This is a genomic window from Allochromatium vinosum DSM 180 (genome assembly GCF_000025485.1).
Classification (GTDB): domain Bacteria; phylum Pseudomonadota; class Gammaproteobacteria; order Chromatiales; family Chromatiaceae; genus Thermochromatium; species Thermochromatium vinosum.
The window spans coordinates 2,101,000-2,125,701 of record NC_013851.1 but is presented as its reverse complement, the minus strand read 5'-3'; the positions used below and the strand labels follow the sequence as shown (position 1 = coordinate 2,125,701).

The window sequence follows — 24,702 nt, the reverse complement described above, 5'->3', positions numbered from 1 at the left end:
GGGAAGGGTCTCGGCGCGAGATCGGAACGATGGCTTCCCGTAGAGGATCTTTTCGCCGTTAGAGCCTCAAAACAATAAAGGCTTAGTATCTGATCGATACTAAGCCTTTATCTTGTATGGCGCGCCCGGAAGGATTCGAACCTCCGACCACCTGGTTCGTAGCCAGGTACTCTATCCAGCTGAGCTACGGGCGCTTGATGTGGCGGTTTGCCGACTTCGAGGTCAGTACTGACTGACTTTTCGTTCCCGGCCAACCGAGACGCGCATTATTCCGAAATTGCCTGAGCCTGTCAACACCAAGGCGCTAATTTTTTCGTGGAATGCCACCTCAGGGCGCCAACCGTTCGACCGCCCACCCACCAGCATCCTGCCGGACATAGCGAAAACGATCGTGCAGCCGACTCTCGCGCCCCTGCCAGAACTCGATCATGTCCGGCACGACCCGATAGCCGCCCCAGAAATCGGGCAGCGGGATCTCGCCCTGGGAGAAGCGACGCGCCATCTCGGCGACCTTCATCTCCAGCAGCGAGCGCGTACCGATGACCTGGCTCTGGGGCGAGGCCCAGGCGCCGATCTGACTGCCGCGCGGCCGGGTGGTGAAGTAGGCCAGCGATTCAGCCGTCGAGATGCGCTCGGCGCGTCCGCTGATCTGGACCTGTCGCGCCAGGGCCACCCAGGGAAAGAGCATGGCCACCCGTGGATTGGCCTCGATCTCATGCGCCTTGCGGCTCTCGTAGTTGGTGAAGAAGACGAAGCCGCGCGCGTCGTAGAGCTTGAGCAGTACGGTGCGCGCCGAAGGCCGACCCTGTGCATCGACGGTGCAGAGCGTCAGACTGTTCGGCTCGGGCAGATCGGTCTGGATGGCCAGCTCATACCAGCCCTGGAACTGCCGGATCGGATCGGGATCGAGTTCGGAACGCGAGAGTCCATGTTCCATCAGCTCGCGTCTCAGCGTCTCAGGGTTGGTGTTCATCGTTCCCCCAATGGCTGGAAGCCATGTTGGCTGACTCTAGACATGAACTCGACGCGCGCTCGATCGACAGGCGAATCAAAGCGCACAGAAATGGTGCCGAAATTCCTCATTGAAAATTATCAATCCAAATAAAAAAAATTAGGATAATTGACTCGTCAAATGCTGACAGTCTCGGTAGGTTTCAAGGTCAAGACCCAGTATCACGGTCAAACATAGCCTCGTCCAAACGTCCCGTCGATCCGAGTTTCGATCGAGGAGCGCCATGAAGACTCATGACGATCCGGGCGAGGCCAGACTTCTAGCCAGACAACCATTGAGGAAGCGAGCCGATGAACCGCCAAGATCAGATCCAGGCCATCGAACGTGACTGGGCCGAGAACCCCCGCTGGACCGATGTCGAGCGCGGCTACAGCGCCGCCGACGTGGTGCGTCTGCGCGGCTCGGTGCAGCCCGAGTACACCTACGCCAAGCTGGGCGCCGAGAAGCTCTGGAAGCGGATCCGTGGCGAGTCCAAAAAGGGCTATGTCAACTGCATGGGCGCCATCACCGGCGGTCAGGCGATGCAGCAGGCCAAGGCCGGCATCGAGGCCATCTATCTCTCGGGCTGGCAGGTCGCCGCCGACGGCAACACCTCCGAGACCATGTACCCCGACCAGTCGCTCTACGCCTATGACTCGGTCCCGACCATGGTGCGGCGCATCAACAACAGCTTCAAGCGCGCCGACGAGATCCAGTGGTCGCGCGGCATCGGTCCCGGCGACGAGGGCTACATCGACTACTTCCTGCCGATCGTGGCCGATGCCGAGGCCGGTTTCGGCGGCGTGCTCAACGCTTTCGAGCTGATGAAGAACATGATCGCCAATGGCGCCGCCGGTGTCCATTTCGAGGATCAGCTCGCGGCGGTCAAGAAGTGCGGTCACATGGGCGGCAAGGTGCTGGTGCCCACGCGCGAGGCGGTGCAGAAGCTGATCGCGGCGCGTCTGGCTGCCGACGTCATGGGCGTGCCGACCCTGCTGCTGGCGCGCACCGATGCCGAGGCGGCCAACCTGCTCACCAGCGATGTCGACGACAACGACCGTCCCTTCGTCACCGGCGCGCGCACCGATGAGGGCTTCTATGTCGTCAAGAACGGTCTGGAGCAGGCCATCAGTCGCGGACTGGCCTATGCGCCCTATGCCGATCTGGTGTGGTGTGAGACCGGCACGCCGGATCTCGGGTTTGCGCGTGAGTTCGCTCAAGCCGTGCTGGGCGCGAATCCCAACAAACTACTGGCCTACAACTGTTCGCCCTCGTTCAACTGGAAGAAGAACCTGGACGATCGCACCATCGCGCGATTCCAGGAAGAGCTGGCCGACATGGGCTACAAGTACCAGTTCATCACGCTCGCCGGCATTCACAGCATGTGGTACAACATGTTCGATCTGGCCTACGACTATGCGCGCGGCGAGGGCATGCGCCACTATGTCGAGAAGGTCCAGGGGCCGGAGTTCGCCGCGCGCGAGAAGGGTTACACCTTCGTCTCGCATCAGCAGGAAGTGGGCGCCGGTTACTTCGACGACGTGACCACGGTCATCCAGGGCGGTCAGTCGTCCGTCACGGCGCTGACCGGCTCGACCGAGGAAGAGCAGTTCCACTGAATTCCGGTCTGACCGGCCTGGGCTGATCCGGGCCGAGCCAAAAGCCGACAAACGAGAACGCGCGAGGGTGAAGATCCTCGCGCGTTTTTGCGTGCGTCGCTGGAACAGCTACGGCAGCCGTGGGCTGCTCCTCTCCGTCGATCGAGACAGGAGCGGCCTGCGGCCGCTTGTCATCGGGGCGACGGTTACTGGCAGGCTTCGCAGTCCGGGTCCAGGATCGAGCAGGCACTCGGCGTGGCTGTCGCGGCGGCGGGCGTGTCATCGGTCGTGTCGCTCGGCTTGGCAGTCTGTCGCCCGAGATAGTTGCCGCCGACCGCGCTCAGTCGATTGGCGCGGCCGGTGTCGGCCATGGTCGACTTCTCGACATGGGTCGCGCCCATCGAGCGCAGATAGTAAGTCGTCTTCAGTCCGCGCACCCAGGCGAGCTTGTAGAGATTGTCGAGCTTCTTGCCGCTGGGTTCCTGCATGTAGAGATTGAGGCTCTGGGCCTGGTCGAGCCACTTCTGACGGCGACTGGCGGCCTCGACCAGCCAGCGCGGATCGATCTCGAAGGCGGTGGCATAGAGTTCCTTGAGCTCGTCCGGAATCCGGTCGATGGGCAGGAGCGAGCCGTCGTAATACTTGAGGTCGTTGACCATGACCGCATCCCACAGACCGCGCTCCTTGAGATCGGCGACCAGATAGGGATTGACGACCGTGAACTCGCCCGAGAGGTTGGATTTGACGAACAGGTTCTGATAGGTCGGCTCGATCGACTGACTGACCCCGACGATGTTGCTGATGGTCGCCGTCGGGGCGATGGCCAGACAGTTGGAGTTGCGCATCCCGACGGTCTGGATCCGCTCGCGCAGGCGATCCCAATCCAGCGTGTGGCTGGTGTCCATCTGGAGATAGCCGCCGCGTCCCTGTTCCATCAAGCCGATACTGTCGATCGGCAGCACGCCCTGGCTCCACAGCGAACCCTCGAAGCTCGGATAGCGCCCGCGCTCGGCGGCCAGATCGGCGCTGGCCTCGATGGCGTAATAGCTCAGATATTCGGTGCTCTGATCGGCGAAGGCCACGGCTTCCTGGCTGGCATAGGGGATACGCAGCCGATAGAGCGCGTCCTGAAAGCCCATGAGCCCCAGACCCACCGGACGATGACGCAGGTTCGAGGCGCGCGCCTGGGGGACGTTGTAGAAGTTGTAGTCGATGACGTTGTCGAGCATGCGCATGGCGGTGCGCACAGTCCGGCGCAGGCGCTGGGTGTCGAGTCCCTTGTCAGTGATGTGCGCGGCCAGATTGATCGACCCGAGGTTGCAGACGGCAGCCTCTAAGTCATTGGTATGCAATGTAATTTCAGTGCAAAGGTTAGAGCTGTGCACCACGCCGACATGCTGATTGGTGTAGCGCAGATTGCAGGGATCCTTGAACGCGATCCAGGGATGCCCGGTCTCGAACAGCATGGCCAGCATCTTGCGCCACAGATCCACGGCCTTGAGTCGCTTGCTGATCTTCAGCTCGCCGCGCGCGGCGCGTTCCTCATAGGCGACATAGGCCTGCTCGAACGCCTGCCCGGTGAGGTCGTGCAGATCCGGCGTCTCATCCGGCGAGAACAATGTCCAGTGCCCATCCTCGGCTACGCGCTTCATGAACAGATCCGGCACCCAGTTGGCGGTGTTCATGTCATGGGTGCGGCGGCGGTCGTCGCCCGTGTTCTTGCGCAGATCGAGGAATTCCTCGATATCGATGTGCCAGGTTTCAAGATAAGCACAAACCGCGCCACGCCGCCGGCCACCTTGGTTCACAGCTATAGCCGTGTCATTGGCGACCTTGAGGAACGGAATCACGCCCTGACTCTTGCCGTTGGTCCCCTTGATATGCGCCCCCATGCCGCGCACGCGGGTCCAGTCGTTGCCCAGTCCGCCGGCGAACTTGGACAGCAGCGCATTGTCCTTGATGGCGCTGTAGATGCCGTCGAGATCGTCCGGGACCGTGGTCAGGAAACACGAACTCAACTGCGGACGCGGCGAACCCGAGTTGAACAGGGTCGGCGTCGAGCACATGAAATCGAAGCTGGAGAGCAGCTCATAGAACTCGATGGCACGCTCCTCGCGCTCGATCTCGTTGATTGCCAGCCCCATGGCCACGCGCATGAAGAACGCCTGCGGCAGCTCGAAGCGGATGCCGTCGGCGGTATGGATGAAATAGCGGTCGTAGAGCGTTTGCAGCCCCAGATAGGTGAATTGGAGATCGCGCTCGGGCTTGAGCGCGGCGCCGAGCCGCTTGAGATCGTAGCGCGCGAGCTGGCCGTCGAGATGCTCCAGATCAGCCGCGCGCTTGATGTAGGCGGCGAAATAATCGCCATAGCGCTCGGCCATGTCGGCTTGAGTCTCGACTCCGACCGCCAGATCGAGGAACCCGAGCGCCTCGCGCCGCAGGATGTCGAGCAGCAGGCGCGCGGCGGCCTGACTGTATTGCGGCTCGCGCTCGATCAGGGTCCGCGCCGACATCACCAGCGCCTGACGCACATCGGCCTCGCGCACGCCGTCGAAGAGATTGCGAAGGGTATCGCTCAGGATGGCATTGGGATCGACCGCATCGAGATCGCGGCAACTCTCCTCCAGCAACCGCGCCATGTGCGCCACGTCCAGCGGGCGGGTCGAGCCGTCGGCCAGGGTGACGTTGATCGGATGGGGCTCGCGAATCGCGGCCGTCTCGGCGGCAGACCTGGCCGCGCGTTCACGGGCGCGCGCCTCGCGATAGAGTACATAGTCACGCGCGATCCGATGCTCCCCGGCGCGCATCAGCGCCAGTTCGACCTGATCCTGGATGTCCTCGATATGCACCGTGCCGCCGCCCGACAGCCGGCGGGTGAGGGCGCCGACCACCTGCTCGGTCAGCTCGGCGACGCGATCGTGGATACGACTGGAGGCGCCCGCCGAATCGCCCTCGACCGCCAGGAACGCCTTGGTCATGGCCACCATGATCTTGCTCGGATCGAAGTGCGTGATCTGACCGTTGCGACGGATGACCTGGACCCGGCCGGGGATGTGGCCGGTACTCTCGGCACTGTCCGGCGTGGTCGTCTGGGATGCGCTCGGATCGGCGTGGCGAGCCTGGGCAGGGTGCTGATGGATCACGGTCAGGCGGCTGGCGGACATGGCTCCTCCGGGAGATGCTGGAACTGGCGCCGCTCCTGACTCGGTGAGCGGCGCGCTGAGAAGCCGATCAATATATACGCCATAAAAGCTGAGTCAACCCCAACATATTGTGTCTATGTCGCCACACTGAAAACCGGTTTGGAGTCTTCAGGCGCATTCCATACACTCTGGAAAACACCACGACAAGAACAGGGACCGCCGAGTCCCGACTGCCATGCCGGAGGAACCTGATGTATCGCCTTGCCACTGTCTTCATCACCCTCGGATTGCTGAGTGCCGTCCAGAGTGTCGGTGCCGATGCCCCCCAGGACGACCCCGCCGAACTCGCCAAGCGCGAATACGAGCAGGTCATGACCCTGACGCCCGACATCGACAACGGCCGCCGGGTCTATCTGACCTGTGCCGTCTGTCATGGCCCCGAGGGCTGGGGCACGCCCGACGGCGCCTATCCGCAGATCGCCGGACAGTGGCGCGAGGTCACCATCAAGCAACTGGCCGACATCCGCGCCCGTCATCGCGACAATCCGCTCATGTATCCCTTCTCGCTGACGCGCATCCTGGGCGGACCGCAGAACCTGGCCGATGTCGCCGCCTATGTGGCCGCGCTGCCGATGACCACCGGCAATGGCGTCGGGCCGGGTGTGGACCTCGAACTCGGCGCGCGTCTGTATGCCGAGCATTGCGCCGACTGTCATGGCGAGCGCGGTGAGGGCAAGCCCGCCAAGCCGACTCCGGCCATCGCCGCCCAGCATTTCCCCTATCTGATGGGACAGTTCGACGCCATCCGCAGCGGGCGGCGCAAGAACGCCAATCCCGAGATGATCGAGCAGATCGCCGGGTTCAGCCCGCGCGATCAGGCGGCCGTGCTCGATTACACGTCGAGATTGCGCCCGGCCCCCGAGAAACTGGCCGCCGAGAATTGGCTCAATCCCGATTTCCCCAACTACGTGCGCGAGACCATGGGAGTACCGCCGCTGCCGCCTCCGCCTGTCGCGCCGCCCATGCCGGCGCCATTTCCGATCGCGCCGATGCCATCATCCGTGCCGGAGTGACCGACGGCGCGAGTGTCCTGATTCAGACCACCGGATGCGCGAGCGATGAATACTCGTAGTGCTTGATCTGGCGCCGGATATTGCGCTGGATGATGACTCCGAGCACCGACCATTCCAGCCCGGTGAGATCGATCTCGGGATAGAGCGGGTTGAGGGCGACCAGTCGCTCGCGTCCATCGGCGTCGCGCCGGTACTGGCGGAACCAGCGCACGCCCTCGACCTCGACGAAGATGTAGCTCGGATTCGGGCAGCGGTCGTTGGGCTCGATGATGATGATGCAGCCATCCGGGAACTCCGGGTCCATCTCGTCGCCGAGCACGCGCAGAGCAAAGGGTTCGTGCAGGGCGCAGCCCGTGCCTTCCAGGATCGAATCCGTCATCATAGGTTCTCGTTTCGTTCAATCAGTTGTTCAACCGCCGGTATCCATGAAGACCCAAGGCCAGATGAATCGTATCTTCGCCACCGAGCGTCCGCACGACGACCGACGCGATTGGCGCAACCTGCGCGGCATGTTGCCCTATCTGTGGGAGTTTCGGGGGCGGGCGGCGCTGGCGATCGGTTGTCTGGTGCTGGCCAAGGTCGCCAATGTCGGCGTGCCGCTCATTCTGAAGGACATCGTCGATGCCTTCCAGGAGCCGTCGGCACAGATGCTGATCCTGCCGGTCAGTCTGCTGCTGGCCTATGGCGCACTCAAGCTCAGCGCTTCGCTGTTCAACGAGCTACGCGACGTGGTGTTCGCGCGGGTGCGCTATCGCGCCATGCGCCGGCTCTCGACGCGGGTGCTGGAACATCTGCACCGGCTCTCACTGCGCTATCACCTGGAGCGCCAGAGCGGGGCAGTCAGTCGCGATCTGGAACGCGGCACGCGCTCGGTCTCGACCATCTTCAATTATCTGGTGTTCAGCGTGCTGCCGGTGGCGGTCGAGTTCGGTCTGGTGGCGGCGATCATGATCGGGCGCTACGACCCGTCGTTCGTGCTCGTGACCTTCGGCACGGTCGTGGTCTATTTCGCCTTCACCTTCGCCATCACCGAGTGGCGGATGGACTACCGGCACCGGATGAATCATCTGGACTCGCAGGCCAACACCCAGGCCTTCGACAGCCTCATCAACTACGAGACGGTCAAGTATTTCGGCAACGAGCAGCTCGAGCTCAAGCGCTATGACGACACCCTGGCCGAGTGGGAGGAGATGGCGGTCGCCAGCCAGACCTCGATGTCGGTGCTCAACTTCGGGCAGGGCGCGATCATCGCCATCGGGGTCACGCTGATCATGACACTCGCCGCTCAGGGCGTGGTCGACGGGAGCCTGAGCGTCGGCGATCTGGTACTGGTCAATGCGCTCATGCTCCAGCTCTTCATTCCGCTCGGCTTTCTGGGGATCGTCTACCGCCAGATCAAGTACGCACTGGCCGATATGGATCTGGTGTTCAAGCTGCTGGAGCGCCGGCCAGAGATCCAGGATCGGACCGAGGCCAAGCCGCTGGTGCTGAGCGAGGGCGCGATTCGGTTCGAGCAGGTCGACTTCCACTATCAGCCCGAGCGTCCGATCCTGCATGGCATCGACTTCGCCATCGAGCCGGGTCAAAAGCTCGCCGTGGTCGGACACAGCGGGGCCGGCAAGTCGACCCTGTCGCGGCTACTGTTTCGCTTCTACGAGGTGACGGGCGGGCGCATCCTGATCGACGGTCAGGACATCCGTGATGTGACGCAGGAGAGTCTGCGCGCGGCCATCGGCATCGTGCCGCAGGATACGGTGCTGTTCAACGAAAGCATCTATTACAACCTGGCCTATGGGCGTCCCGATGCCGGCCGCGCCGAGATCGAGCGCGCCGCTGAAATGGCCCATATCCGCACCTTCATCGAGAGTCTGCCGGATGGTTGGAACACCGTGGTCGGCGAGCGGGGTCTGAAGCTCTCGGGCGGCGAGAAGCAGCGCGTGGCCATCGCGCGCGCCATCCTCAAGCGGCCGCGCATCCTCATCTTCGACGAGGCGACCTCATCACTGGACAGTCACACCGAGCAGGCGATCCAGCAGACCCTGGCCGAGGTGGCCGAGAACCATACCACGCTGGTCATCGCCCACCGGCTCTCGACCGTAGTCGACGCCGATCGGATTCTGGTGCTCGAACAGGGGCGCATCCGCGAACAGGGGCGGCATCGCGAATTGCTGGAGGCCGGCGGACACTATGCCGCGATGTGGGAATTGCAGTTGCGCGAAGGGCAGATGCCGGTTGGGTCAACAGATCGGCAAAATTCGGCCGATATCGGACCTTGAGCTTTCAGAGGTGGTGGGCCGTGTAGGATTCGAACCTACGACCAAGGGATTATGAGTCCCCTGCACTAACCGCTGTGCTAACGGCCCGAAGAGCAGTGATGGACGATTGCGCCGTCCCTGGCGCCAAGTCCGATCATTCGTTGTCGAGGAAGCTGCGTAGTTTATCCGATCGCGTCGGGTGACGCAGCTTGCGCAGCGCCTTGGCCTCGATCTGGCGGATACGCTCGCGGGTCACGTCGAACTGCTTGCCGACCTCTTCGAGCGTGTGGTCGGTGTTCATGTCGATGCCGAAACGCATCCGCAGCACCTTCGCCTCGCGCGACGTGAGACTGGCCAGCATGTTCTGCGTCGCTTCGCGCAACCCCTCGGCCGTCGCCGAGTCGAGCGGCGAGATCACGCCCGAATCCTCGATGAAGTCGCCCAGATGCGAGTCTTCGTCGTCGCCGATCGGCGTCTCCATCGAGATCGGCTCCTTGGCGATCTTCAGCACCTTGCGCACCTTGTCCTCGGGCATGTCCATGCGCGCGGCCAGCTCTTCCGGGGTAGCCTCCCGGCCCATCTCCTGGATCATCTGGCGCGAGATGCGGTTGAGCTTGTTGATCGTCTCGATCATGTGCACCGGGATACGGATGGTGCGCGCCTGATCGGCGATCGAGCGCGTGATGGCCTGCCGGATCCACCAGGTCGCATAGGTCGAGAACTTGTAGCCGCGCCGGTATTCGAACTTGTCGACGGCCTTCATCAGACCGATGTTGCCCTCCTGGATCAGATCCAGGAATTGCAGACCGCGGTTGGTGTATTTTTTGGCGATCGAGATCACCAGACGCAGGTTGGCCTCGACCATCTCCTTTTTGGCGCGCCGGGCCTTGGCCTCGCCGATCGACATCTTGCGATTGACTTCCTTGATCTCGCCGATGGTGAGGATGTTCTCGCGCTCGATGTCCTGGAGCTTGCGCTGGGCGCGCTGGATGTCGGGCGCCAGTTCCTGGAGACGCACGCTGAACGGCCGGCCGCGGGCGATCAGGCCATCGAGCCACTCGGGGTTGGTCTCGTTGCTGGGGAAGGTCTCGATGAACTCCTTGCGCCCCATGCCGGCTTGTTCGACGCACAGGCTCATGATGGCGCGCTCCTGAGCGCGGATGCGCTCGATGGTCGCGCGCAGGATCTCGGCCAGCTCCTGGAACACGGGCGAAACCAGCTTGAACTGGAGGAAGACCTCGGAGACGGCCTGCATCGCCTCACGCGAACGCTCGTCGTCGCGGCCGTACTCTTCGAGCGCGGCTTTCAGGGTCTGATAGCGTTCGCGCAGCAGGTTGGCGCGGCGCGCAGCGTCCTCGGGGTCCGGGCCGGTGTCGACCTCGACGGTGGCACTGTCGTCGTCATCGTCGCTGTCGAGGTCGGCGGCCTCGACGTCCAGGTCGGTCTTGTCGGCGTCGGCATCAGTCTCGCTCGCGGCCTGGACGTCCGTCGCCAAGGTCTCGTCGGTTTCGGTAGCCTCGTCGTTGAAGCCGGAGATGACGTCGGTCAGGCGTGCTTCTTCGCGATCGACACGATCGAAGATCTCGATGAGCTTCTCGATCGAGCGCGGATAGACCGACAGGGCGTTGAGCACCTGATTGAGACCATCCTCGATGCGCTTGGCGATCTGGAGTTCGCCCTCGCGCGTGAGCAGTTCCACCGTGCCCATCTCGCGCATGTACATGCGCACCGGGTCGGTGGTGCGTCCGAACTCGCTGTCGACGCTGGCGAGCGCGGCGGCGGCGGCCTCGGCGGCCTCGTCGTCGGAGACGGCGCTATCGCTCAGGGTATGATCGACGACATCCGGGGCGGTCTCCTGGACCATGATGCCCATGTCGTTGATCATCCGGACGATGTCTTCGATTTGGTCAGTCTCGACGATGCCGGGGGGTAGATGGTCGTTGACCTCGGTGTAGGTCAGATAACCTTGTTCTTTGCCCTTGGCGATCAGTTGCTTCAGTTGAGACTGCTGCTGTTCTTGATCCATGGGGTACCTTGATCTGGGTGCGGCCAAAGTCGGCTCAAAAGCGAACCACGTAGTTTAACACGATGCTCTCTCTTCTGCGGAGAGATGATGATCACGCTGATCGGCCCCGGCACCTCGTGATCGAGGCGGTTCTCGGCAGGGGCTGGTCACAGAATAGATAGACGATCTCGCTGAAAAAGCTAGTCCTGTTCCGGTTCTCGTACGTCCCAGTCCGGACGGGCGAGCCGGGCGCGTTCCTCCGGGGTCCATTCGCTTGGGCTGCGCTTGTTGAGCAGCTGGCGCCACTCGTGTTCGCGGACCTCGTCGCTCAGGCGCCTGATGGCGCCCGTCAGTTCTGCTCCAGCGCCCTCCGGGGTCATGTCGCGCAGAAAGGGGTCGACGCTCAGGCGTTGCAGATAGCCGAAGTGGGGATGCTCGCGCCAGCGTTCCAATAGTCGCGCTTTGGACAGGTCGGGCGACTGACGCAGTATGTCGAGCAACTGGATCAGTACGTCGATGCCGCGCTGGGTGGAGCGGCGCCAATCGTCGTTTAGAGCCAGGGCTTGGGGCGCCAGATCGGGGCGATCGAGCAGGAGTGCAATGACCTGAGCGACAAGACTCGGGCGCGTTGGTTGAGCGAGGCGTGCAGCAGGCTGACGTCGCCGTGCGACCGCCGGCCGCAGCGCCTGGGCCGGCGCGCCCGTGAAATCGGCGAGTCGCCTGATCAACAGGTCGCGATAGAATCCCGCAGGCAGGCGGTCGATGTAGGGTTGGAGCTGGCTGGCGAAGCGTGCGCGTCCATCCATGGTGGTGGTGTCCATGGATGCGCTCAGGTGCTCGAAGAGAAAATCCGACAACGGCTGGGCCTGCTTCAGGCCCGATCGAAAGCCCTCAGCCCCCTCGCGGCGCACCAGGGTGTCCGGATCATCGCCCTCGGACAGGAACAGGAAGCGGATCGCCTGATGCCCGGTCGCCAGGGGCAGGGCGGTCTCCAGTGCCTTCCAGGCCGCCGCGCGTCCGGCCCGGTCGCCGTCGAAGCAGAAGACGATGTCCGGCGCGAGCTTGAGCAACTGATTGAGATGTTCGGGCGTGGTCGCTGTGCCGAGCGTGGCCACGGCATTGGTGATCCCGGACTGGGCCAGGGCGATGACATCCAGATAGCCCTCGACCACGATCAGGGCGTCGAACGTGCGATTGGCCTGCTGCGCCTCGTGGAGTCCATAGAGTTCGCGGCCCTTGTGAAAGATCGGCGTCTCGGGCGAGTTGAGATACTTGGGTTTGCCGTCGCCGAGCACCCGCCCGCCAAAGCCGATGACGCGCCCGCGCCGGTCGCGGATCGGAAACAGCACGCGATCGCGAAACTTGTCATACGGCCAACCGTCCTGCTCGGAGACCAGGCCGACCGTCTGGAGTCGGGTGCGTGTGGCAGTGTCGCGACCGAACTGGGCGAGCACGGGATTGCCGCGCGCCGGTGCATAGCCGAGACCGAAGTGCGCGGCGATCTCGCCGGTCAGTCCGCGTTCCTTCAGATACGCGACGGCGCGCTGAGCTTCGGGATGTTCGCGCAGTTGGCGACGATAGTAGAGAGCGGCGTCCTCCATCAGCCGATAGAGCGGCCCATGATCCGGCGCCGCCTGCATCGGCGTGCCGTCGTTCGGAATCTCCAGTCCGGCGCGTTCGGCCAGCTCCTCCACCGCTTCGCGGAAGGGGAGATGGTCGTACTCCATCAGAAAACCGATGGCATTACCATGCGCGCCGCAACCGAAGCAGTGATAGAACTGCTTGTCGGGACTGACGCTGAAGGAGGGGGTCTTTTCGTCGTGGAAAGGGCAGCGGGCCTGGAATTCGCGGCCGGCCTTGCGCAACTGAAGGCGCGAACCGATGAGTTCGACGATATCGGTTCGCGCAAGCAGTTGATCGATGAATTCGGGCGGGAGGCGTCCGGCCATGCGGGGGAGGCGCGGCGCGGTCTAGCCTCCGAGGCGCTGTTTGACCAGGGCGCTGACGGCACCCATGTCGGCGCGGCCCTGGATATGGGGGCGCAGCACGTTCATCACCTTCCCCATGTCGCTCATGGCGGCGGCACCGGACGCCGCGACAGCCTCTTCGACCAGGGCGGCGATCTCGGTCTCGCTCAATGCGGCGGGCAGGTAGTCCTGGATGATGCCGACCTCGAAGCGCTCGACCTCGGCCAGATCCTCGCGCCCGGCGCTCTCGTACTGGCTGATCGAGTCACGCCGCTGCTTGACCATCTTGTCGAGCACGGCCAGCGTCTGGGCGTCGTCGAGTTCGATGCGCTCGTCGACCTCGCGCTGCTTGATGGCGGCCAGCATCAGCCGGATCACGCCGAGTCTGGGCTTGTCTCCCGCCTTCATGGCGGTCTTCATGTCATCCTGGAGGCGCGACTTGAGCATACCCATGGGTCAATACTTTACGGAGTTCGATCTTGAAGAATTCAGGGGAGCGGCTTGGCCGATCAGGCGGGGCGTATCGGCCACTCCCTGGGCGCGCGTGACTCAGTACGGGCGTTCCCAGCGACGGGCTTCGCGCTGGAGCTTCTTCTGATGACGCTTGACGGCGGCCGCCTTCTTGCGCTTGCGCTCGGAGGTCGGCTTCTCGTAGAACTCACGACGGCGGACCTCGGCGAGCACTCCCGCTTTCTCGCAGGAACGCTTGAAACGCCGCATGGCGACTTCGAATGGCTCGTTTTCTTTGACGCGAACGCTGGGCATAGGACGGAATCCCTGGCTGTCTCCGGTTGATGGATGGGGTCGAGGTAAAAAAGATTGCGAAGTATAGCGCATGGTCGATCGGCGGCGCAAAGGCTATGATGCGCGCATCTTTCGAATGTTGGGCGGCAAGCTGCTTTTTCGGGGCGTAAATGACGATGCGAGTACTGGGAATCGAAACCTCGTGCGACGAGACGGGGATCGCGGTGTACGAAGACGGGCGCGGGCTGCTGGCGCAGGCCGTCTACAGTCAGGTCGAGATCCATGCCGAATACGGCGGCGTGGTGCCCGAGCTGGCCTCGCGCGATCATATCCGCAAGACCCTGCCGCTGATCCATCAGGTGCTCGACGAGTCCGGGCTGAATCGCGCGCACATCGACGGCGTGGCCTATACCGCCGGGCCGGGGTTGATCGGGGCACTGCTGGTCGGCTCGGCGCTCGGGCGTGCCCTGGCCTGGGCCTGGAAGGTGCCGGCGATCGGGGTGCATCACATGGAAGGGCATCTGCTGGCGCCGCTCCTGGAAGAACCGGCGCCCGAGTTCCCCTTCGTGGCGCTGCTGGTCTCGGGCGGACACACCCAGCTGGTCGACGTACTCGGCATCGGGCGCTATCGCATCCTGGGCGAGTCGCTCGACGACGCGGCGGGCGAGGCGTTCGACAAGACGGCCAAGATCCTGGGGCTACCCTATCCGGGCGGTCCCGAGCTGGCACGGCTGGCCGAGCACGGCGACCCGGAACGCTTCCGCTTCCCCCGGCCTATGACCGACCGTCCGGGGCTGGAATTCAGCTTCAGCGGACTCAAGACCTTCACCCTCAACACCTTGCACCGTGAACTGCCCCAGGCCGCCGACCCTGAGCAGACCCGCGCTGATATCGCGCGCGCCTTCGAGGAGGCGGTAGTCGATACGCTCGTCATCAAGTGCCGGCGCGCTCTGCGCGAGACCGGACGCAAACGGCTCATCCTCGCCGGCGGGGTGAGTGCCAACCGCCGTCTGCGCGAACGGATGAATCAGGCGATCGCCGCCGAGGGCGGTCAGAGCTATTACCCGCGTCCGGCACTCTGTACCGACAACGGCGCCATGATCGCCTTCGCCGGCTGTCAGCGGCTACTGGCCGGTCAAACCGAACCGCTCGCCTTCAAACCGCGCGCGCGCTGGCCGATGGAGGAATTGGCTCCGATCTGACGTCGAAGTCGGCGTATCGTCAGCGCTTCGACACGGAACCGCCATCCGATCGTCACCATCCGCTTCTATGCTGCCGCCATTTGAGTCCAGTTCTCAGCAACCTCGAATCCGGGAAGGACAGATGAAGGCTCCAATCAAATCAGCGGCGGCGATTCTTGCACTCAACGCCTGCGTGCCGGCCCTGGCCGGCACCATCCTATTCAGCGAAGCGCCCGTTCCGCGCACCGATGCCGAAAAACGCGCGATCCTGACCTCGCCCCAGGCCGTCGTCGATGGCGTCAGCATCGATCTCGGCTATCACACCATCCTGCGCTCAGGGCAAACCGGCGCCCAGGATGCGGACGGCTACCGTTTCGGGCAACTCCATGACATCAAGGGGCAGCCGCTGCTCGCCGAGGATGGATCGCCCTATATCTCTAACGACAACGACTTTTCGTCGCTGCTGCACGGTGCCGACGGCAAGCTCTACATGGTTTCGCACTTCGAGTCGCGTCCGGGTGCCATGTATCTGACCGAACTCGCCCAGGATCCGAACACGGGCGTCCTGACCGCCCAGCGCACCCGTCCGCTCGATTTCTCGCCGCTTCGGGGTGGCTGGGTGCACTGCGCCGGCAGCGTCACGCCCTGGGGTACGCATCTGGGGTCGGAGGAGTACGAGCCGGACGCCCGGCAATGGCGTGATGGCACCATCACCGAGTACAACGCGGCCATGGCGACCTATTTCGGTGCTATGCCCGCCGAGGCCGGTTCGGTCATGAATCCCTATGACTATGGCTATCCGGTCGAGATCGAGGTCGACGGCTTCGACTCGGCCCGGGTCGAGAAGCACTATGCCATGGGCCGCCTCGCGCTCGAACTCGGCTATGTGATGCCCGATCGCCGGACGGTCTACATGTCCGACGACGGCACCAATGTCGGTCTGTACCGCTTCGTCGCCGATCAGCCGGGCGATCTGAGTGCGGGCGCGCTCTGGGTCGCGCGCTGGAACCAGAAGGACGCGCACGGCGCGGGGCGGGCAACGCTCGACTGGGTCTATCTCGGTCAGGCCGATGACGCCCAGGTGCGTGACTGGATCGGGCGCTATCGCTTCGCCGACCTCTTCGACGAGGCCGCGCCCAAAGCGCCGGCCGAAGGCGAAAAACCGACTTGTCCCGAGGGCTTCACCTCGATCAATGCCGGACACGAGGACGGCGATCATCAGTGCCTCAGACTGCGCGACGTCAATCAGGATGGCGCCGTCAACTGGATGGACGAGAACATCGCCTCGCGTCTGGAGACCCGGCGCTGGGCGGCGATGCAGGGCGGAACCACGGAGTTTCGCAAGATGGAGGGCATCACCTACGACCCCGACCGTCATCAGCTCTATGTCGCCATGTCCGAGGTCGATCGCGGCATGCTCGATTACAGTCGCGCCGGCCGCGCCCAGGGTAGCTATGACACATACGACGTCGGCGGTCCGAATCACATGAAACTGGCTCAGGCCAATGTCTGCGGCGCCGTCTATGCGCTGCATCTGGACGGCAACTACACGGCCGTCGACATGTTCCCGCTCGTCGCTGGCACGCCGCTGACCATGGACTATGGTGCCGATGCCGAATCGCCCGAGTATGACGGAGTCAACAAGTGTGATGTCAACGGCCTCGCCAACCCGGACAATGTCACCTATATGCCACGCTATGACACACTCATCATCGGCGAGGACACCGGGTCGGGCCATCAGAACGACATGATCTGGTCCTACGACCTGACCTCGGGCCGGCTCACCCGCATCCAGACCACGCCCTACGGCTCCGAGACCACCTCACCGTATTTCTATCCCGACATCAACGGTTTTGCCTATCTGATGTCGGTCGTCCAGCACCCCTATGGCGAGTCGGATGCCGACAAGCTCGAAGAACCCGGTCAGCTCTCGGCTTATACCGGCTACTTCGTCTTTCCGGCCATGAACCAGTGATCTTCGCTCGTCTTTGAAGTCGGGGGACTTCCACGTCGCCTCGGATCGGTCGCGTGCCGATCCGAGGCGACGGCGGGAGTTTTTGCCGCTCGACTCGAAGCATGAGGCCGTTCGCGTCAATCGGTGATGCTGCCATGTCATTTCCATCCCGCTTTCCCGCCATGCTCTCGATTGTGCTCGGTGTGTCTTGGGCCGGTTGCGCACCGAGCGCCGGACTCGATGAGCGGACCCTCAAGAACGAGACGCCCCACATCGTCTCGCCGTGCTACACCAAGACGACCGACGAGCAGGGGCGCGTCCACAATCCCTGCTATGCCTGTCACACCCAGTCGCAGGCGCCCAACTACCTCAACGACCAGGATCTGCAACTGACCTTCAGTTTCCCCGCACCGGCCGAGGAGAATCCCTGGAAGAATCTCTACAAGGATCGGCGCGCCGCCATAGCGGCGATCAGCGATGCGACGATGCGCGACTACATCCGCCAGAGCAACTATCTGGATACCGAGGGCCGCATCATCCCCGCCCAGCGCTTGGCCGAGCCGTCCGATGACTGGGACTACGACGACAACGGTCGCTGGGACGGCTATGTCCCCGATGCCTATTTCCGCTTCGACGACGAGGGCTTCGATCTCGATCCCGAGGGACAGCCGACCGGCTGGCGCGCCTTCGGCTATTACCCCTTCGTGGGCACCTTCTGGCCGACCAACGGCTCGACCGACGATGTGCTCATCCGACTGGACGAACCCTTCCGGCACAATGTGGCCGGTGAGTTCGATCGTGCCGTCTACAAGACCAATCTGGCCATCGTCGAGGCCGTGATCCGTCGGCGCGACATCGCCATCGAGCCGGTCGACGAGGCCGCACTCGGCGGGGTCGATCTCGATCGCGACGGCGCCATTGGGACCGCCGAATGGGTCCGCTACGACTGGGCGCCGCGCGAAGGCCGTCTGATGTGGTACGTCGGCCAGGCGCTCGAAGAACAGCGTGCCGGGCGCGTGCATCTGGCCGCCGGACTCTATCCGGAAGGCACCGAGTTCCTGCATACGGTGCGCTATATCGACGTCGACGAGTCGGGCGACAACCGGCTCGCCGCGCGCCTGAAGGAAGTGCGCCACGCTCGGAAGCGCTACTGGATGACCTATGCCGAACTCGACAGCCGTCAGGCCGCCGAGACCAAGGAGAAGCACGACTTCCCGGATCGGGTGCGCGTCTTCCGGGGCAATCTCGAATCCGGCGTCAGCAACGATCAGGGCTGGGTCTATTCGGCGCTGATCGAGGATGCCGAGGGGCAGTTGCGGCCGCAGAGCTATGAGGAACTGGCCTTCTGTGTCGGCTGTCACGGCGGCCTGGGCGCGACCACGGATTCGAGCTTCGCCTTTCCGCGCCGCCTCGGGGCCGACAGCTTCCAGCGCGGCTGGCACCACTGGAGCCAGAAAGGACTCGAGGGTCTGCCTGAGCCTCTGCGGCGCGATGGAGAGCCGGAGTACGCTTTCTATCTCGCGGCCAATGGGGCGGGAGACGAGTTCCGCCAGAACCGCGAGGTGCGCGAACGCTTCTTCACCGCCGATGGCGAACTCAAACCCGAGATGCTCGAACGGTTGCGTGAAGACATCAGCGTCCTGCTCTATGCCTCGCCCGAGCGCGCCATGCAGCTCAACAAGGCCTATCGGGTGATCGTCCGGGAACAGAGCTTCATCGAGGGTCGCGATGCCATGATCGAGACGGCCGGCTTCAACGTCCATCCCTGGGTCGATCAGAACACACCGACCGGAGTCGAGGAACCGCTACGGGCCGACTGAGCGTGCTTGCCGGGACGCGCTAGGCCGGCGGGGTGGGGTCGCCGGACTCATCGTCCCAGGCGGTGGGCAGGGTGAGATGGAAGACCGCGCCCTCGCTCGGTTCCGACTCGGCCCAGAGCCGCCCGCCGTGATCCTCGGCGATTGCGCGGCTGATGGCCAATCCCAACCCCAGCCCTGAATCATTGCTCGATTCGAAGATGTCGAAGATGGCGGCATGACGTCCGGGCGGCAGGCCCGGCCCGGTGTCGCGCACGACGAATTCGATCTCACCCTGACAGGCCACGACCTCGATGTGTACCTCGCGCCGGGCGCATCCGGCCGTGTCGATCGCCTGCACCGCGTTACAGATCAGATTGACCAGCACCTGCTCGATCTGCACCGGATCGCTCTCGATCTCGGGGAGCCGATCAGGGGCGAACAAATCCAGCTTCACCTGCCGATCGGTGGCGAACCAGCGCACCAGATCCAGGGCGCGCTTGAGTATCTGACCGACCGGCACCCGCACCCGATGCATCTTGCGCCCGCGCAGAAAGGCCCGCAGACGTTCCATGATGTCGCCCGCGCGATGGACCTGATCATCGATGCGCCGGATGACCTCGACCAGACGTTCGGGGTTGGCGGCCGGTCCCTCGGCGAGCTGACCGGCGGCGCTACAGTAGAAGCTGGCCGAGCTCAGCGGCTGGAGCAGCTCGTGGATGAGCGAGGACGCCAGCACGCCGACGGCATTGAGCCGTGCCACCTGAGCCAGGGCATCGCGGGCGCGGCGCGCTTCCTCCTCGGCCTGATGGCGCTCGGTGATGTCCAGATAGGTGACGACGGCGCCCTCCTGTTCGCCCTGTAGGGGAAAGGCGCGCATCAGCAGCCAGCACTGGCGCTGTGCCGTGTGACAGGGATGCTCGACGCTGAAGCACAGTCGGCGGCGCTGGATGACATCCTCGATGCCGCGAGCCGTCGAGAGTGCGGTCGCGTCCGGGTGCTCGCCCGACCAGCGACAGGCGGCGAGCGTCCGGGGAACCAGGTCTTTGCGGTCGTGCTCGCCGCAATGTTGTTCCGCCGAGAAGGCGCGCCAGGCCCGGTTGACCGCGATGATTCGAGCCTCCTGGTCGAGTACGGCGATCTGTGCGGGCAGGGCGTCGAGCACCGAGCGATGGAGATGACTGCTGACCACCAGCCGGTCGAATCCATCGGTCTGGTCGATCGCGTGGGGAGCCGACTTCGTGTCCGAGGTGTTCATCCACCTGGGCCTCGATGCCTGTCACGCTCTGCCGGCTCCGGGGCCTCCAGAAAACGCCGATAGGCGGCCGCCGTCTCGGCGGGATGCTCCAGCATCGGCAGATGCCCGGTCTCGGGCAGGATCTCCAGTCGGCTGCGCGGTCGGTGCGCCTGGAACGGCCGCGCCGCCGTGACCGCGAAGATACCGTCACGCTCGCCCCAGAGAATGAGCGTCGGCGGCGGAGGCGGGTTGTGGTGCGGCCGCTCGTCGTGCCGTGTCTGGAGCAAATCCGCGTCGAGGTTGACGATGTCCCAGACCTGACGGTAATGGAGCTGGTGCTCGCGATACTCGGCGACGGCCGTCTCCACGATGGACTCCGGGATCTCGGGCGGCGCAGCGAAGAGCAGGCGCATCTCCAGCGCGAACTGATCCCGGTCGAGCGGGATGAAGGGGTTGATACCGGCGCGGATGGCCGACTGGACACCCTCGGACCAGTCGGTCGCCCCCAGCGGCGCGCCGATGAAGGCCAGGGTCCGAACCCGGTCGGGGTAGCGCGCGGCATACTCGGCGGCGATGGTTCCGCCCATGGAGTTGCCGGCCAGATCCAGGCGCTCCAGACCCAGTTCGAGGATCAGCGTATGCAGCCGCTCGGCCTGGAATTCGAGCGGATAGACGGCGAGCGGAAAGTCGCGGCTCTCGCCATAGCCCGGCAGGTCCGGAGCCAGGGCGCGTCGGCCGCTCGCCGCCAGTTCGCACAGCAGGGCGTCCCATTGTTCCTTCTGGGCGAAGAGTCCGTGCAGCAGCACCACGGCCGGCCCGGCGCCCGCTTCGCGATAATGGACCGTGCCGTCCTCGAAATAGACCGCGCCTGTGCGGATGGTGCAGTCGGCTGCCGCTGACGGGGCGAGCCAAACCAGTGACCAAAGCAGGATGTATCGACGCCGGAAGGACATTGAATGCTCCGAGTTGCTGTGTTTGGCGTGCTGTACGCCTTGGCGGTTCACAGGGTCTATGGGCTGGAACCAGGCACCGCGATGTTTCAGTCCGAGGAGGTCTTGGCGCTGATCCGGTCCTCGGTGCCGTCGAGCAGGTTGCGGATGTTGCTGCGATGACGCCAGATCAGCAGGCCGGTGATGATGAGCTGCATCCCGATCAGCGCCTTCTCGTCCCAGAACAGCCAGACGAAGACCGGCGCCAGCGCCATTGAGATCAGCCCCGAGAGCGATGAGATCTTGAGCACCTTGGCCACGAACAGCCAGACGGCCGCGACACAGAGTCCGATCGGCCAGTAGAGGCCGAACTGGACGCCGAGTGCGGTGGCCACGCCCTTGCCGCCCTTGAAGCCGAAGAACACGGGGTAGAGATGGCCGATGAAGGCCGCCAGTCCGATCCCGGCGAGCACGGCGGGGCCGGCGCCCAGGGCATGGCCGACGAGCATGGGGATCAGCCCCTTGAGGCTGTCGCCGACGAGCGTGATGGCGGCGGCCTTCTTGCCGCCGATGCGCAGGACGTTGGTGGCGCCCGGATTGTTCGAGCCCTGGGTGCGCGGGTCCGGCAGCCCCATCAGGCGGCAGACGATGATGGCGCTGGAGACCGAGCCGAGCAGATAGGCAGCGATGATGAGCAGTGTAGCTGTGATCATGAGTAGAATCTGAGGTTGGAATTAGACCTGAGATTCAAACTGTATCATGTCAGACATCGTCTTCATTCGCGGCCTGCGCCTCGACACCCGCATCGGCATCCACGACTGGGAGAAGCAGACCACCCGCCCGGTGATCCTGGATCTGGAGATGGCCAGCGACGTGGCGCGCGCGGCGGCGAGCGACCGTATCGCCGATGCGCTCGATTATGACGCCGTCACCCGTCGTCTGGCCGAGGTGGTCACGAACAACCGGCATGAGCTGGTCGAGACGCTGGCCGAGCAGTGCGCGGCGCTCTTGATGCGCGAGTTCGGCATTGCCTGGCTGCGGCTCAGTCTCAACAAGCCGGGCGCGGTGGGGCAGGGGGTCGATGTCGGGGTCGTCATCGAGCGCGGTGTGCGGCCGAGTTGAGTTCAATCATATGACTGACCACACAACCGACATCGGCGCCGACATCAGCCGCCGGCTCGAAGACCGTGTCCGCGCCGAGATCCGGGCGCGGGGCGGCGTGCTCCCCTTCGACCGCTTCATGGAGCTGGCGCTCTATGCGCCCGGACTCGGCTACTACGTCGCCGGAGCGCCAAAATTCGGGCCGGGCGGCGATTTCGTCACCGCGCCCGAACTCTCGCCGCTGTTCGGGCGTTGTCTGGCGGTCCAGTGCGCCGAGGTGCTGGAACGGCTCGACAGTGGCGAGATCCTGGAGTTCGGCGCCGGCAGCGGGGCGCTGGCCGTGCAGATCCTGCTGGAACTGGCGTCGCTGGAACGGCTGCCCGAGCGCTACCGGATTCTCGAACCCAGCCCGGATCTCCAGGAGCGCCAGCGCGCCGCCATCCAGACCGCCGCGCCGCATCTGCTCGCCCGCTGCGACTGGCTGACGGCACTGCCCGAGCGTTTCGATGGGGTCGTGATCGCCAACGAGGTGCTGGACGCCATGCCGGTGCATCGCTTTCGCCTCGGCGATGCGGGCGAGATCCTGGAGATCGGTGTCGGCGAGCGCGATGGCCGGCTCGTCGAGGTAGCGATCCCGCCCGTCTCAACCGGACTGGTCGAAGCGGTTTCCGCACTGCACGAGGCAGGGCTGGCCAATACGCCCGGCTACGAGTCCGAGATCAATCTGCGTCTGTCTCCTTGGCTCTCGGCGCTGTCGCGCGTCATGGAACGCGGTCTGGCCCTCCTGATCGACTACGGCTATCCGCGCGCCGAGTACTATCAGCCGGAGCGTCACATGGGAACGCTGCGCTGTCACCATCGCCATCAAGCCCATTCCAACCCCTATGTCCATCTCGGACTCCAGGACATCACAGCCCATGTCGATTTCACAGCGGCGGCTGAAGCGGGCGTCGCGGCCGGGTTCGAATTGGCCGGCTTCACCACCCAGGCGCATTTTCTGATCGGCTGCGGGATCGATCGGCTGATGCAGGCATCAGCGCCGGAGACCGCATTCGATCTGGCGCTCGGCGCCAAACAGTTGCTCCTGCCGACAGCCATGGGCGAGCGCTTCAAGGTGCTGGGACTCGCCAAGGGGGTCGATGGACCCTGGAGCGGTTTCGCCATGCGCGACCTGAGTGACCGTTTATAAGTTGATGGGATGCAGACCGCTACCGAGATCGATGTGCCTTCACCTATGTTCATCCTATTGCTGATCTGCGGCCTGGTCGCCTGGCGTCTGGCCATCGCCGCCCTGATACCCGTGACCCAGGACGAGGCCTATTACTTCGATTGGGCGCGTCATCTGGCCTGGGGCTATTTCGACCATCCGCCGGGTGTGGCACTGCTGGGTTTGGGTGTGCGGCTGGAGCCTGGCTCAGTGTTCATGGCGCGGCTCGGCGGTCTGCTGGCGGGGCTGGCGACCCTGGTGGTGCTCGACCGTCTCTATCGCCGCTGCGGTCTGACGGATGTCCGCGATCGGGTGCTGGCGCTGCTGCTGGCCGGGGCGACTCTGGCCGGCGTGGCGGGTGGCGTCATCACCACGCCCGACAGCGTGCTGGCGCTCACCTGGGCGCTGGCGCTGCACGAAGCCGAGCGGGCGCTCGCCGTCGATCCGCGTCGCTGGATCACGGCCGGGATCGCCATCGGTCTGGGACTGCTGGGCAAGTACACCATGTTCCTGATCGGCCCCGTGCTGCTGCTGGCTATTCTGGGCGCGAACTGGCGTCAGTTGCTCACACGCTGGCCCTATCTGGGAGCGGGCGCGGCGCTGTTGGTCTTTGCGCCGAATCTGATCTGGAACGCGCAGAACGATTGGCTGACGCTGGGTTTTCAGTTCGGGCATGGTTTTGCGACCGAGGTCGGCGGGGCTGTCGCGCCCGAGGCCGGGGCCATCGTGCAGTCCGGCCCCGAGATGCCCGGCGAGCGTGCCGCGAGTCTGCTGGGTTATCTGGGTGTCCAGCTCGCCCTGTGGGGATTGATCGCACTGCCGATCCTGCTCGCGCCCTGGATCGGTCGCCGTGAGGTGGGCCTATCCGACTCGCGGCTGACGACACCTGGACGGACGTTGCTGCTCGCGGCGAGCCTCTTTCCCCTGAGTTTCTTCGCCCTGGTCGCCCTGATCAGCGACGTCGAGGCCAACTGGCCGGCCATGTATCTGCTCGGCGCCGCGCCGCTGGCGGCACTCTGGCTGCGTCGGGCGCGCCGCTGGGCCTGGATGGCGGCCCTGGCCAATCTGGCGCTGGTCACGCTCTACGCGATCCATGCCGCAACCGCCGCGCTACCGCTGCCGGACAGTCAGAACCGCATCCTGCGCGAGACGCATGGCTTCGCGGAGTTGGCCGGGATCGCCGCCGGACTCGATGCGCCCGTGCACGCCGACCGCTATCAGCTCACGGCCATGCTGCGTTTCCATCGGCCCGATCTGACCGCCACCAGCCAGTGGCCGGGGCTGACGCGACCCTCTGAATATCTGCGTGGCCGGATCGCGCCCCGGATCGACCCGCCGACGGTCACGGCACCTGTCTGGCTGCTGACCCGTGCCGGTGCGCCGCCCGCAATCCAGGGTTTCCACGTCACAGCCGAGCGGCATCTGTTCGACTGTCCCGGCCGGCCGCTGAGCGAGGGAGTCGAGCCTCCCTGTCGCCGTCCGCTGCATCGCTGGTCGTTCTATCGCTACGAACGTTGAGGC

19 protein-coding genes and 2 tRNA genes are annotated in these 24,702 nt (G+C 64.4%); 9 read left to right on the top strand and 12 right to left on the bottom strand.

Features of this window, described 5'->3' with window-relative positions; all coding sequences use genetic code 11:
* Positions 1 to 117: 117 nt before the first annotated feature.
* Both ALVIN_RS09190 and pdxH read right to left on the bottom strand, forming a co-directional pair.
* Positions 118 to 194 (bottom strand) — tRNA-Arg (locus ALVIN_RS09190).
* 134 nt (positions 195 to 328) lie between these two features.
* Positions 329 to 973, bottom strand: coding sequence for a pyridoxamine 5'-phosphate oxidase (gene pdxH, locus ALVIN_RS09185; RefSeq protein WP_012971047.1), 645 nt, complete (start codon positions 971 to 973; stop codon positions 329 to 331).
* Between the two features lie 329 nt (positions 974 to 1,302).
* Here pdxH and aceA point away from each other — a divergent pair, with 329 nt between their 5' ends.
* On the top strand, positions 1,303 to 2,610 hold the full coding sequence (aceA, locus tag ALVIN_RS09180) for an isocitrate lyase (RefSeq protein WP_012971046.1): 1,308 nt from the start codon (positions 1,303 to 1,305) through the stop codon (positions 2,608 to 2,610).
* Between the two features lie 185 nt (positions 2,611 to 2,795).
* Here the strand turns inward: aceA and ALVIN_RS09175 are convergent, their stop codons facing one another.
* On the bottom strand, positions 2,796 to 5,753 hold the full coding sequence (locus ALVIN_RS09175; protein WP_012971045.1) for a ribonucleoside-diphosphate reductase subunit alpha: 2,958 nt from the start codon (positions 5,751 to 5,753) through the stop codon (positions 2,796 to 2,798).
* Positions 5,754 to 5,983: 230 nt separating this feature from the next.
* On the opposite strand from ALVIN_RS09175, the gene ALVIN_RS09170 reads away from it, so the two are divergent.
* Positions 5,984 to 6,805 (top strand): c-type cytochrome, encoded by an 822-nt coding sequence (locus ALVIN_RS09170; RefSeq protein WP_012971044.1) that lies wholly within the window; start codon positions 5,984 to 5,986, stop codon positions 6,803 to 6,805.
* A 22-nt stretch (positions 6,806 to 6,827) separates the two neighbouring features.
* Here ALVIN_RS09170 and ALVIN_RS09165 read toward each other — a convergent pair whose 3' ends face one another.
* Positions 6,828 to 7,187: a S24 family peptidase gene (locus ALVIN_RS09165; protein ID WP_012971043.1), complete on the bottom strand. Its 360-nt coding sequence runs from the start codon at positions 7,185 to 7,187 to the stop codon at positions 6,828 to 6,830.
* A gap of 61 nt (positions 7,188 to 7,248) precedes the next feature.
* Between ALVIN_RS09165 and ALVIN_RS09160 the strand changes: the two genes are divergently transcribed.
* Positions 7,249 to 9,081 carry an ABCB family ABC transporter ATP-binding protein/permease gene (locus ALVIN_RS09160; RefSeq protein ID WP_043796183.1) on the top strand — a complete coding sequence of 611 codons (1,833 nt, stop codon included), beginning with the start codon at positions 7,249 to 7,251 and terminating at the stop codon, positions 9,079 to 9,081.
* An 11-nt stretch (positions 9,082 to 9,092) separates the two neighbouring features.
* Here the strand turns inward: ALVIN_RS09160 and ALVIN_RS09155 are convergent.
* The 5 genes from ALVIN_RS09155 to rpsU form a co-directional block, all read right to left on the bottom strand.
* Positions 9,093 to 9,168 (bottom strand) — tRNA-Ile (locus ALVIN_RS09155).
* Between the two features lie 46 nt (positions 9,169 to 9,214).
* Positions 9,215 to 11,086: an RNA polymerase sigma factor RpoD gene (rpoD, locus tag ALVIN_RS09150; protein WP_012971041.1), complete on the bottom strand. Its 1,872-nt coding sequence runs from the start codon at positions 11,084 to 11,086 to the stop codon at positions 9,215 to 9,217.
* A gap of 179 nt (positions 11,087 to 11,265) precedes the next feature.
* A complete protein-coding gene (gene dnaG, locus ALVIN_RS09145; RefSeq protein WP_012971040.1) occupies positions 11,266 to 13,014 on the bottom strand; it encodes a DNA primase in 1,749 nt (582 codons plus the stop codon).
* 21 nt (positions 13,015 to 13,035) lie between these two features.
* Entirely contained in the window at positions 13,036 to 13,479 is a 444-nt protein-coding gene (locus ALVIN_RS09140) for a GatB/YqeY domain-containing protein (protein WP_043795590.1), read from the bottom strand.
* Positions 13,480 to 13,581: 102 nt separating this feature from the next.
* Positions 13,582 to 13,797: a 30S ribosomal protein S21 gene (gene rpsU / locus ALVIN_RS09135; protein WP_005220880.1), complete on the bottom strand. Its 216-nt coding sequence runs from the start codon at positions 13,795 to 13,797 to the stop codon at positions 13,582 to 13,584.
* Between the two features lie 155 nt (positions 13,798 to 13,952).
* Between rpsU and tsaD the strand changes: the two genes are divergently transcribed.
* The 3 genes from tsaD (at position 13,953) to ALVIN_RS09120 (ending at position 18,731) form a co-directional block, all read left to right on the top strand.
* Positions 13,953 to 14,978, top strand: coding sequence for a tRNA (adenosine(37)-N6)-threonylcarbamoyltransferase complex transferase subunit TsaD (gene tsaD / locus ALVIN_RS09130; protein ID WP_012971038.1), 1,026 nt, complete (start codon positions 13,953 to 13,955; stop codon positions 14,976 to 14,978).
* A 121-nt stretch (positions 14,979 to 15,099) separates the two neighbouring features.
* Complete coding sequence (locus tag ALVIN_RS09125; protein WP_012971037.1) at positions 15,100 to 16,932, top strand: PhoX family protein; 1,833 nt, start codon at positions 15,100 to 15,102, stop codon at positions 16,930 to 16,932.
* A gap of 134 nt (positions 16,933 to 17,066) precedes the next feature.
* Entirely contained in the window at positions 17,067 to 18,731 is a 1,665-nt protein-coding gene (locus ALVIN_RS09120; protein ID WP_148217488.1) for a hypothetical protein, read from the top strand.
* Positions 18,732 to 18,750: 19 nt separating this feature from the next.
* Here ALVIN_RS09120 and ALVIN_RS09115 read toward each other — a convergent pair whose 3' ends face one another.
* From ALVIN_RS09115 to plsY, 3 genes are all read right to left on the bottom strand, one after another.
* Complete coding sequence (locus ALVIN_RS09115) at positions 18,751 to 19,965, bottom strand: sensor histidine kinase (protein WP_012971035.1); 1,215 nt, start codon at positions 19,963 to 19,965, stop codon at positions 18,751 to 18,753.
* A complete protein-coding gene (locus ALVIN_RS09110; RefSeq protein ID WP_012971034.1) occupies positions 19,962 to 20,897 on the bottom strand; it encodes an alpha/beta fold hydrolase in 936 nt (311 codons plus the stop codon). Before ALVIN_RS09110 ends, ALVIN_RS09115 begins: the two co-directional genes overlap by 4 nt.
* An 86-nt stretch (positions 20,898 to 20,983) precedes the next feature.
* Positions 20,984 to 21,586 carry a glycerol-3-phosphate 1-O-acyltransferase PlsY gene (gene plsY / locus ALVIN_RS09105; protein ID WP_012971033.1) on the bottom strand — a complete coding sequence of 201 codons (603 nt, stop codon included), beginning with the start codon at positions 21,584 to 21,586 and terminating at the stop codon, positions 20,984 to 20,986.
* A 46-nt stretch (positions 21,587 to 21,632) separates the two neighbouring features.
* Here plsY and folB point away from each other — a divergent pair, with 46 nt between their 5' ends.
* The 3 genes from folB to ALVIN_RS09090 are packed head-to-tail and all read left to right on the top strand — an operon-like array spanning position 21,633 to position 24,699.
* Positions 21,633 to 21,995 (top strand): dihydroneopterin aldolase, encoded by a 363-nt coding sequence (gene folB, locus ALVIN_RS09100; protein WP_012971032.1) that lies wholly within the window; start codon positions 21,633 to 21,635, stop codon positions 21,993 to 21,995.
* A 10-nt stretch (positions 21,996 to 22,005) separates the two neighbouring features.
* A complete protein-coding gene (locus tag ALVIN_RS09095) occupies positions 22,006 to 23,163 on the top strand; it encodes a class I SAM-dependent methyltransferase (RefSeq protein ID WP_012971031.1) in 1,158 nt (385 codons plus the stop codon).
* 45 nt (positions 23,164 to 23,208) lie between these two features.
* Entirely contained in the window at positions 23,209 to 24,699 is a 1,491-nt protein-coding gene (locus tag ALVIN_RS09090) for a glycosyltransferase family 39 protein (protein ID WP_012971030.1), read from the top strand.
* The last annotated feature ends 3 nt before the right edge of the window (positions 24,700 to 24,702 follow it).

Coding starts and splice junctions, on each gene's coding strand:
- ALVIN_RS09120 (WP_148217488.1), top strand. CDS start 17,067: ATGTCATTTCCATCCCGCTTTCCCGCCATGCTCTCGATTGTGCTCGGT.
- ALVIN_RS09095 (WP_012971031.1), top strand. CDS start 22,006: ATGACTGACCACACAACCGACATCGGCGCCGACATCAGCCGCCGGCTC.
- ALVIN_RS09165 (WP_012971043.1), bottom strand. CDS start 7,187: ATGATGACGGATTCGATCCTGGAAGGCACGGGCTGCGCCCTGCACGAA.
- rpoD (WP_012971041.1), bottom strand. CDS start 11,086: ATGGATCAAGAACAGCAGCAGTCTCAACTGAAGCAACTGATCGCCAAG.
- ALVIN_RS09140 (WP_043795590.1), bottom strand. CDS start 13,479: ATGCTCAAGTCGCGCCTCCAGGATGACATGAAGACCGCCATGAAGGCG.
- ALVIN_RS09115 (WP_012971035.1), bottom strand. CDS start 19,965: ATGAACACCTCGGACACGAAGTCGGCTCCCCACGCGATCGACCAGACC.
- ALVIN_RS09170 (WP_012971044.1), top strand. CDS start 5,984: ATGTATCGCCTTGCCACTGTCTTCATCACCCTCGGATTGCTGAGTGCC.
- dnaG (WP_012971040.1), bottom strand. CDS start 13,014: ATGGCCGGACGCCTCCCGCCCGAATTCATCGATCAACTGCTTGCGCGA.
- pdxH (WP_012971047.1), bottom strand. CDS start 973: ATGAACACCAACCCTGAGACGCTGAGACGCGAGCTGATGGAACATGGA.
- plsY (WP_012971033.1), bottom strand. CDS start 21,586: ATGATCACAGCTACACTGCTCATCATCGCTGCCTATCTGCTCGGCTCG.
- ALVIN_RS09125 (WP_012971037.1), top strand. CDS start 15,100: ATGAAGGCTCCAATCAAATCAGCGGCGGCGATTCTTGCACTCAACGCC.
- tsaD (WP_012971038.1), top strand. CDS start 13,953: ATGCGAGTACTGGGAATCGAAACCTCGTGCGACGAGACGGGGATCGCG.
- ALVIN_RS09175 (WP_012971045.1), bottom strand. CDS start 5,753: ATGTCCGCCAGCCGCCTGACCGTGATCCATCAGCACCCTGCCCAGGCT.
- ALVIN_RS09160 (WP_043796183.1), top strand. CDS start 7,249: ATGAATCGTATCTTCGCCACCGAGCGTCCGCACGACGACCGACGCGAT.
- ALVIN_RS09110 (WP_012971034.1), bottom strand. CDS start 20,897: ATGTCCTTCCGGCGTCGATACATCCTGCTTTGGTCACTGGTTTGGCTC.
- ALVIN_RS09090 (WP_012971030.1), top strand. CDS start 23,209: ATGTTCATCCTATTGCTGATCTGCGGCCTGGTCGCCTGGCGTCTGGCC.
- rpsU (WP_005220880.1), bottom strand. CDS start 13,797: ATGCCCAGCGTTCGCGTCAAAGAAAACGAGCCATTCGAAGTCGCCATG.
- aceA (WP_012971046.1), top strand. CDS start 1,303: ATGAACCGCCAAGATCAGATCCAGGCCATCGAACGTGACTGGGCCGAG.
- folB (WP_012971032.1), top strand. CDS start 21,633: ATGTCAGACATCGTCTTCATTCGCGGCCTGCGCCTCGACACCCGCATC.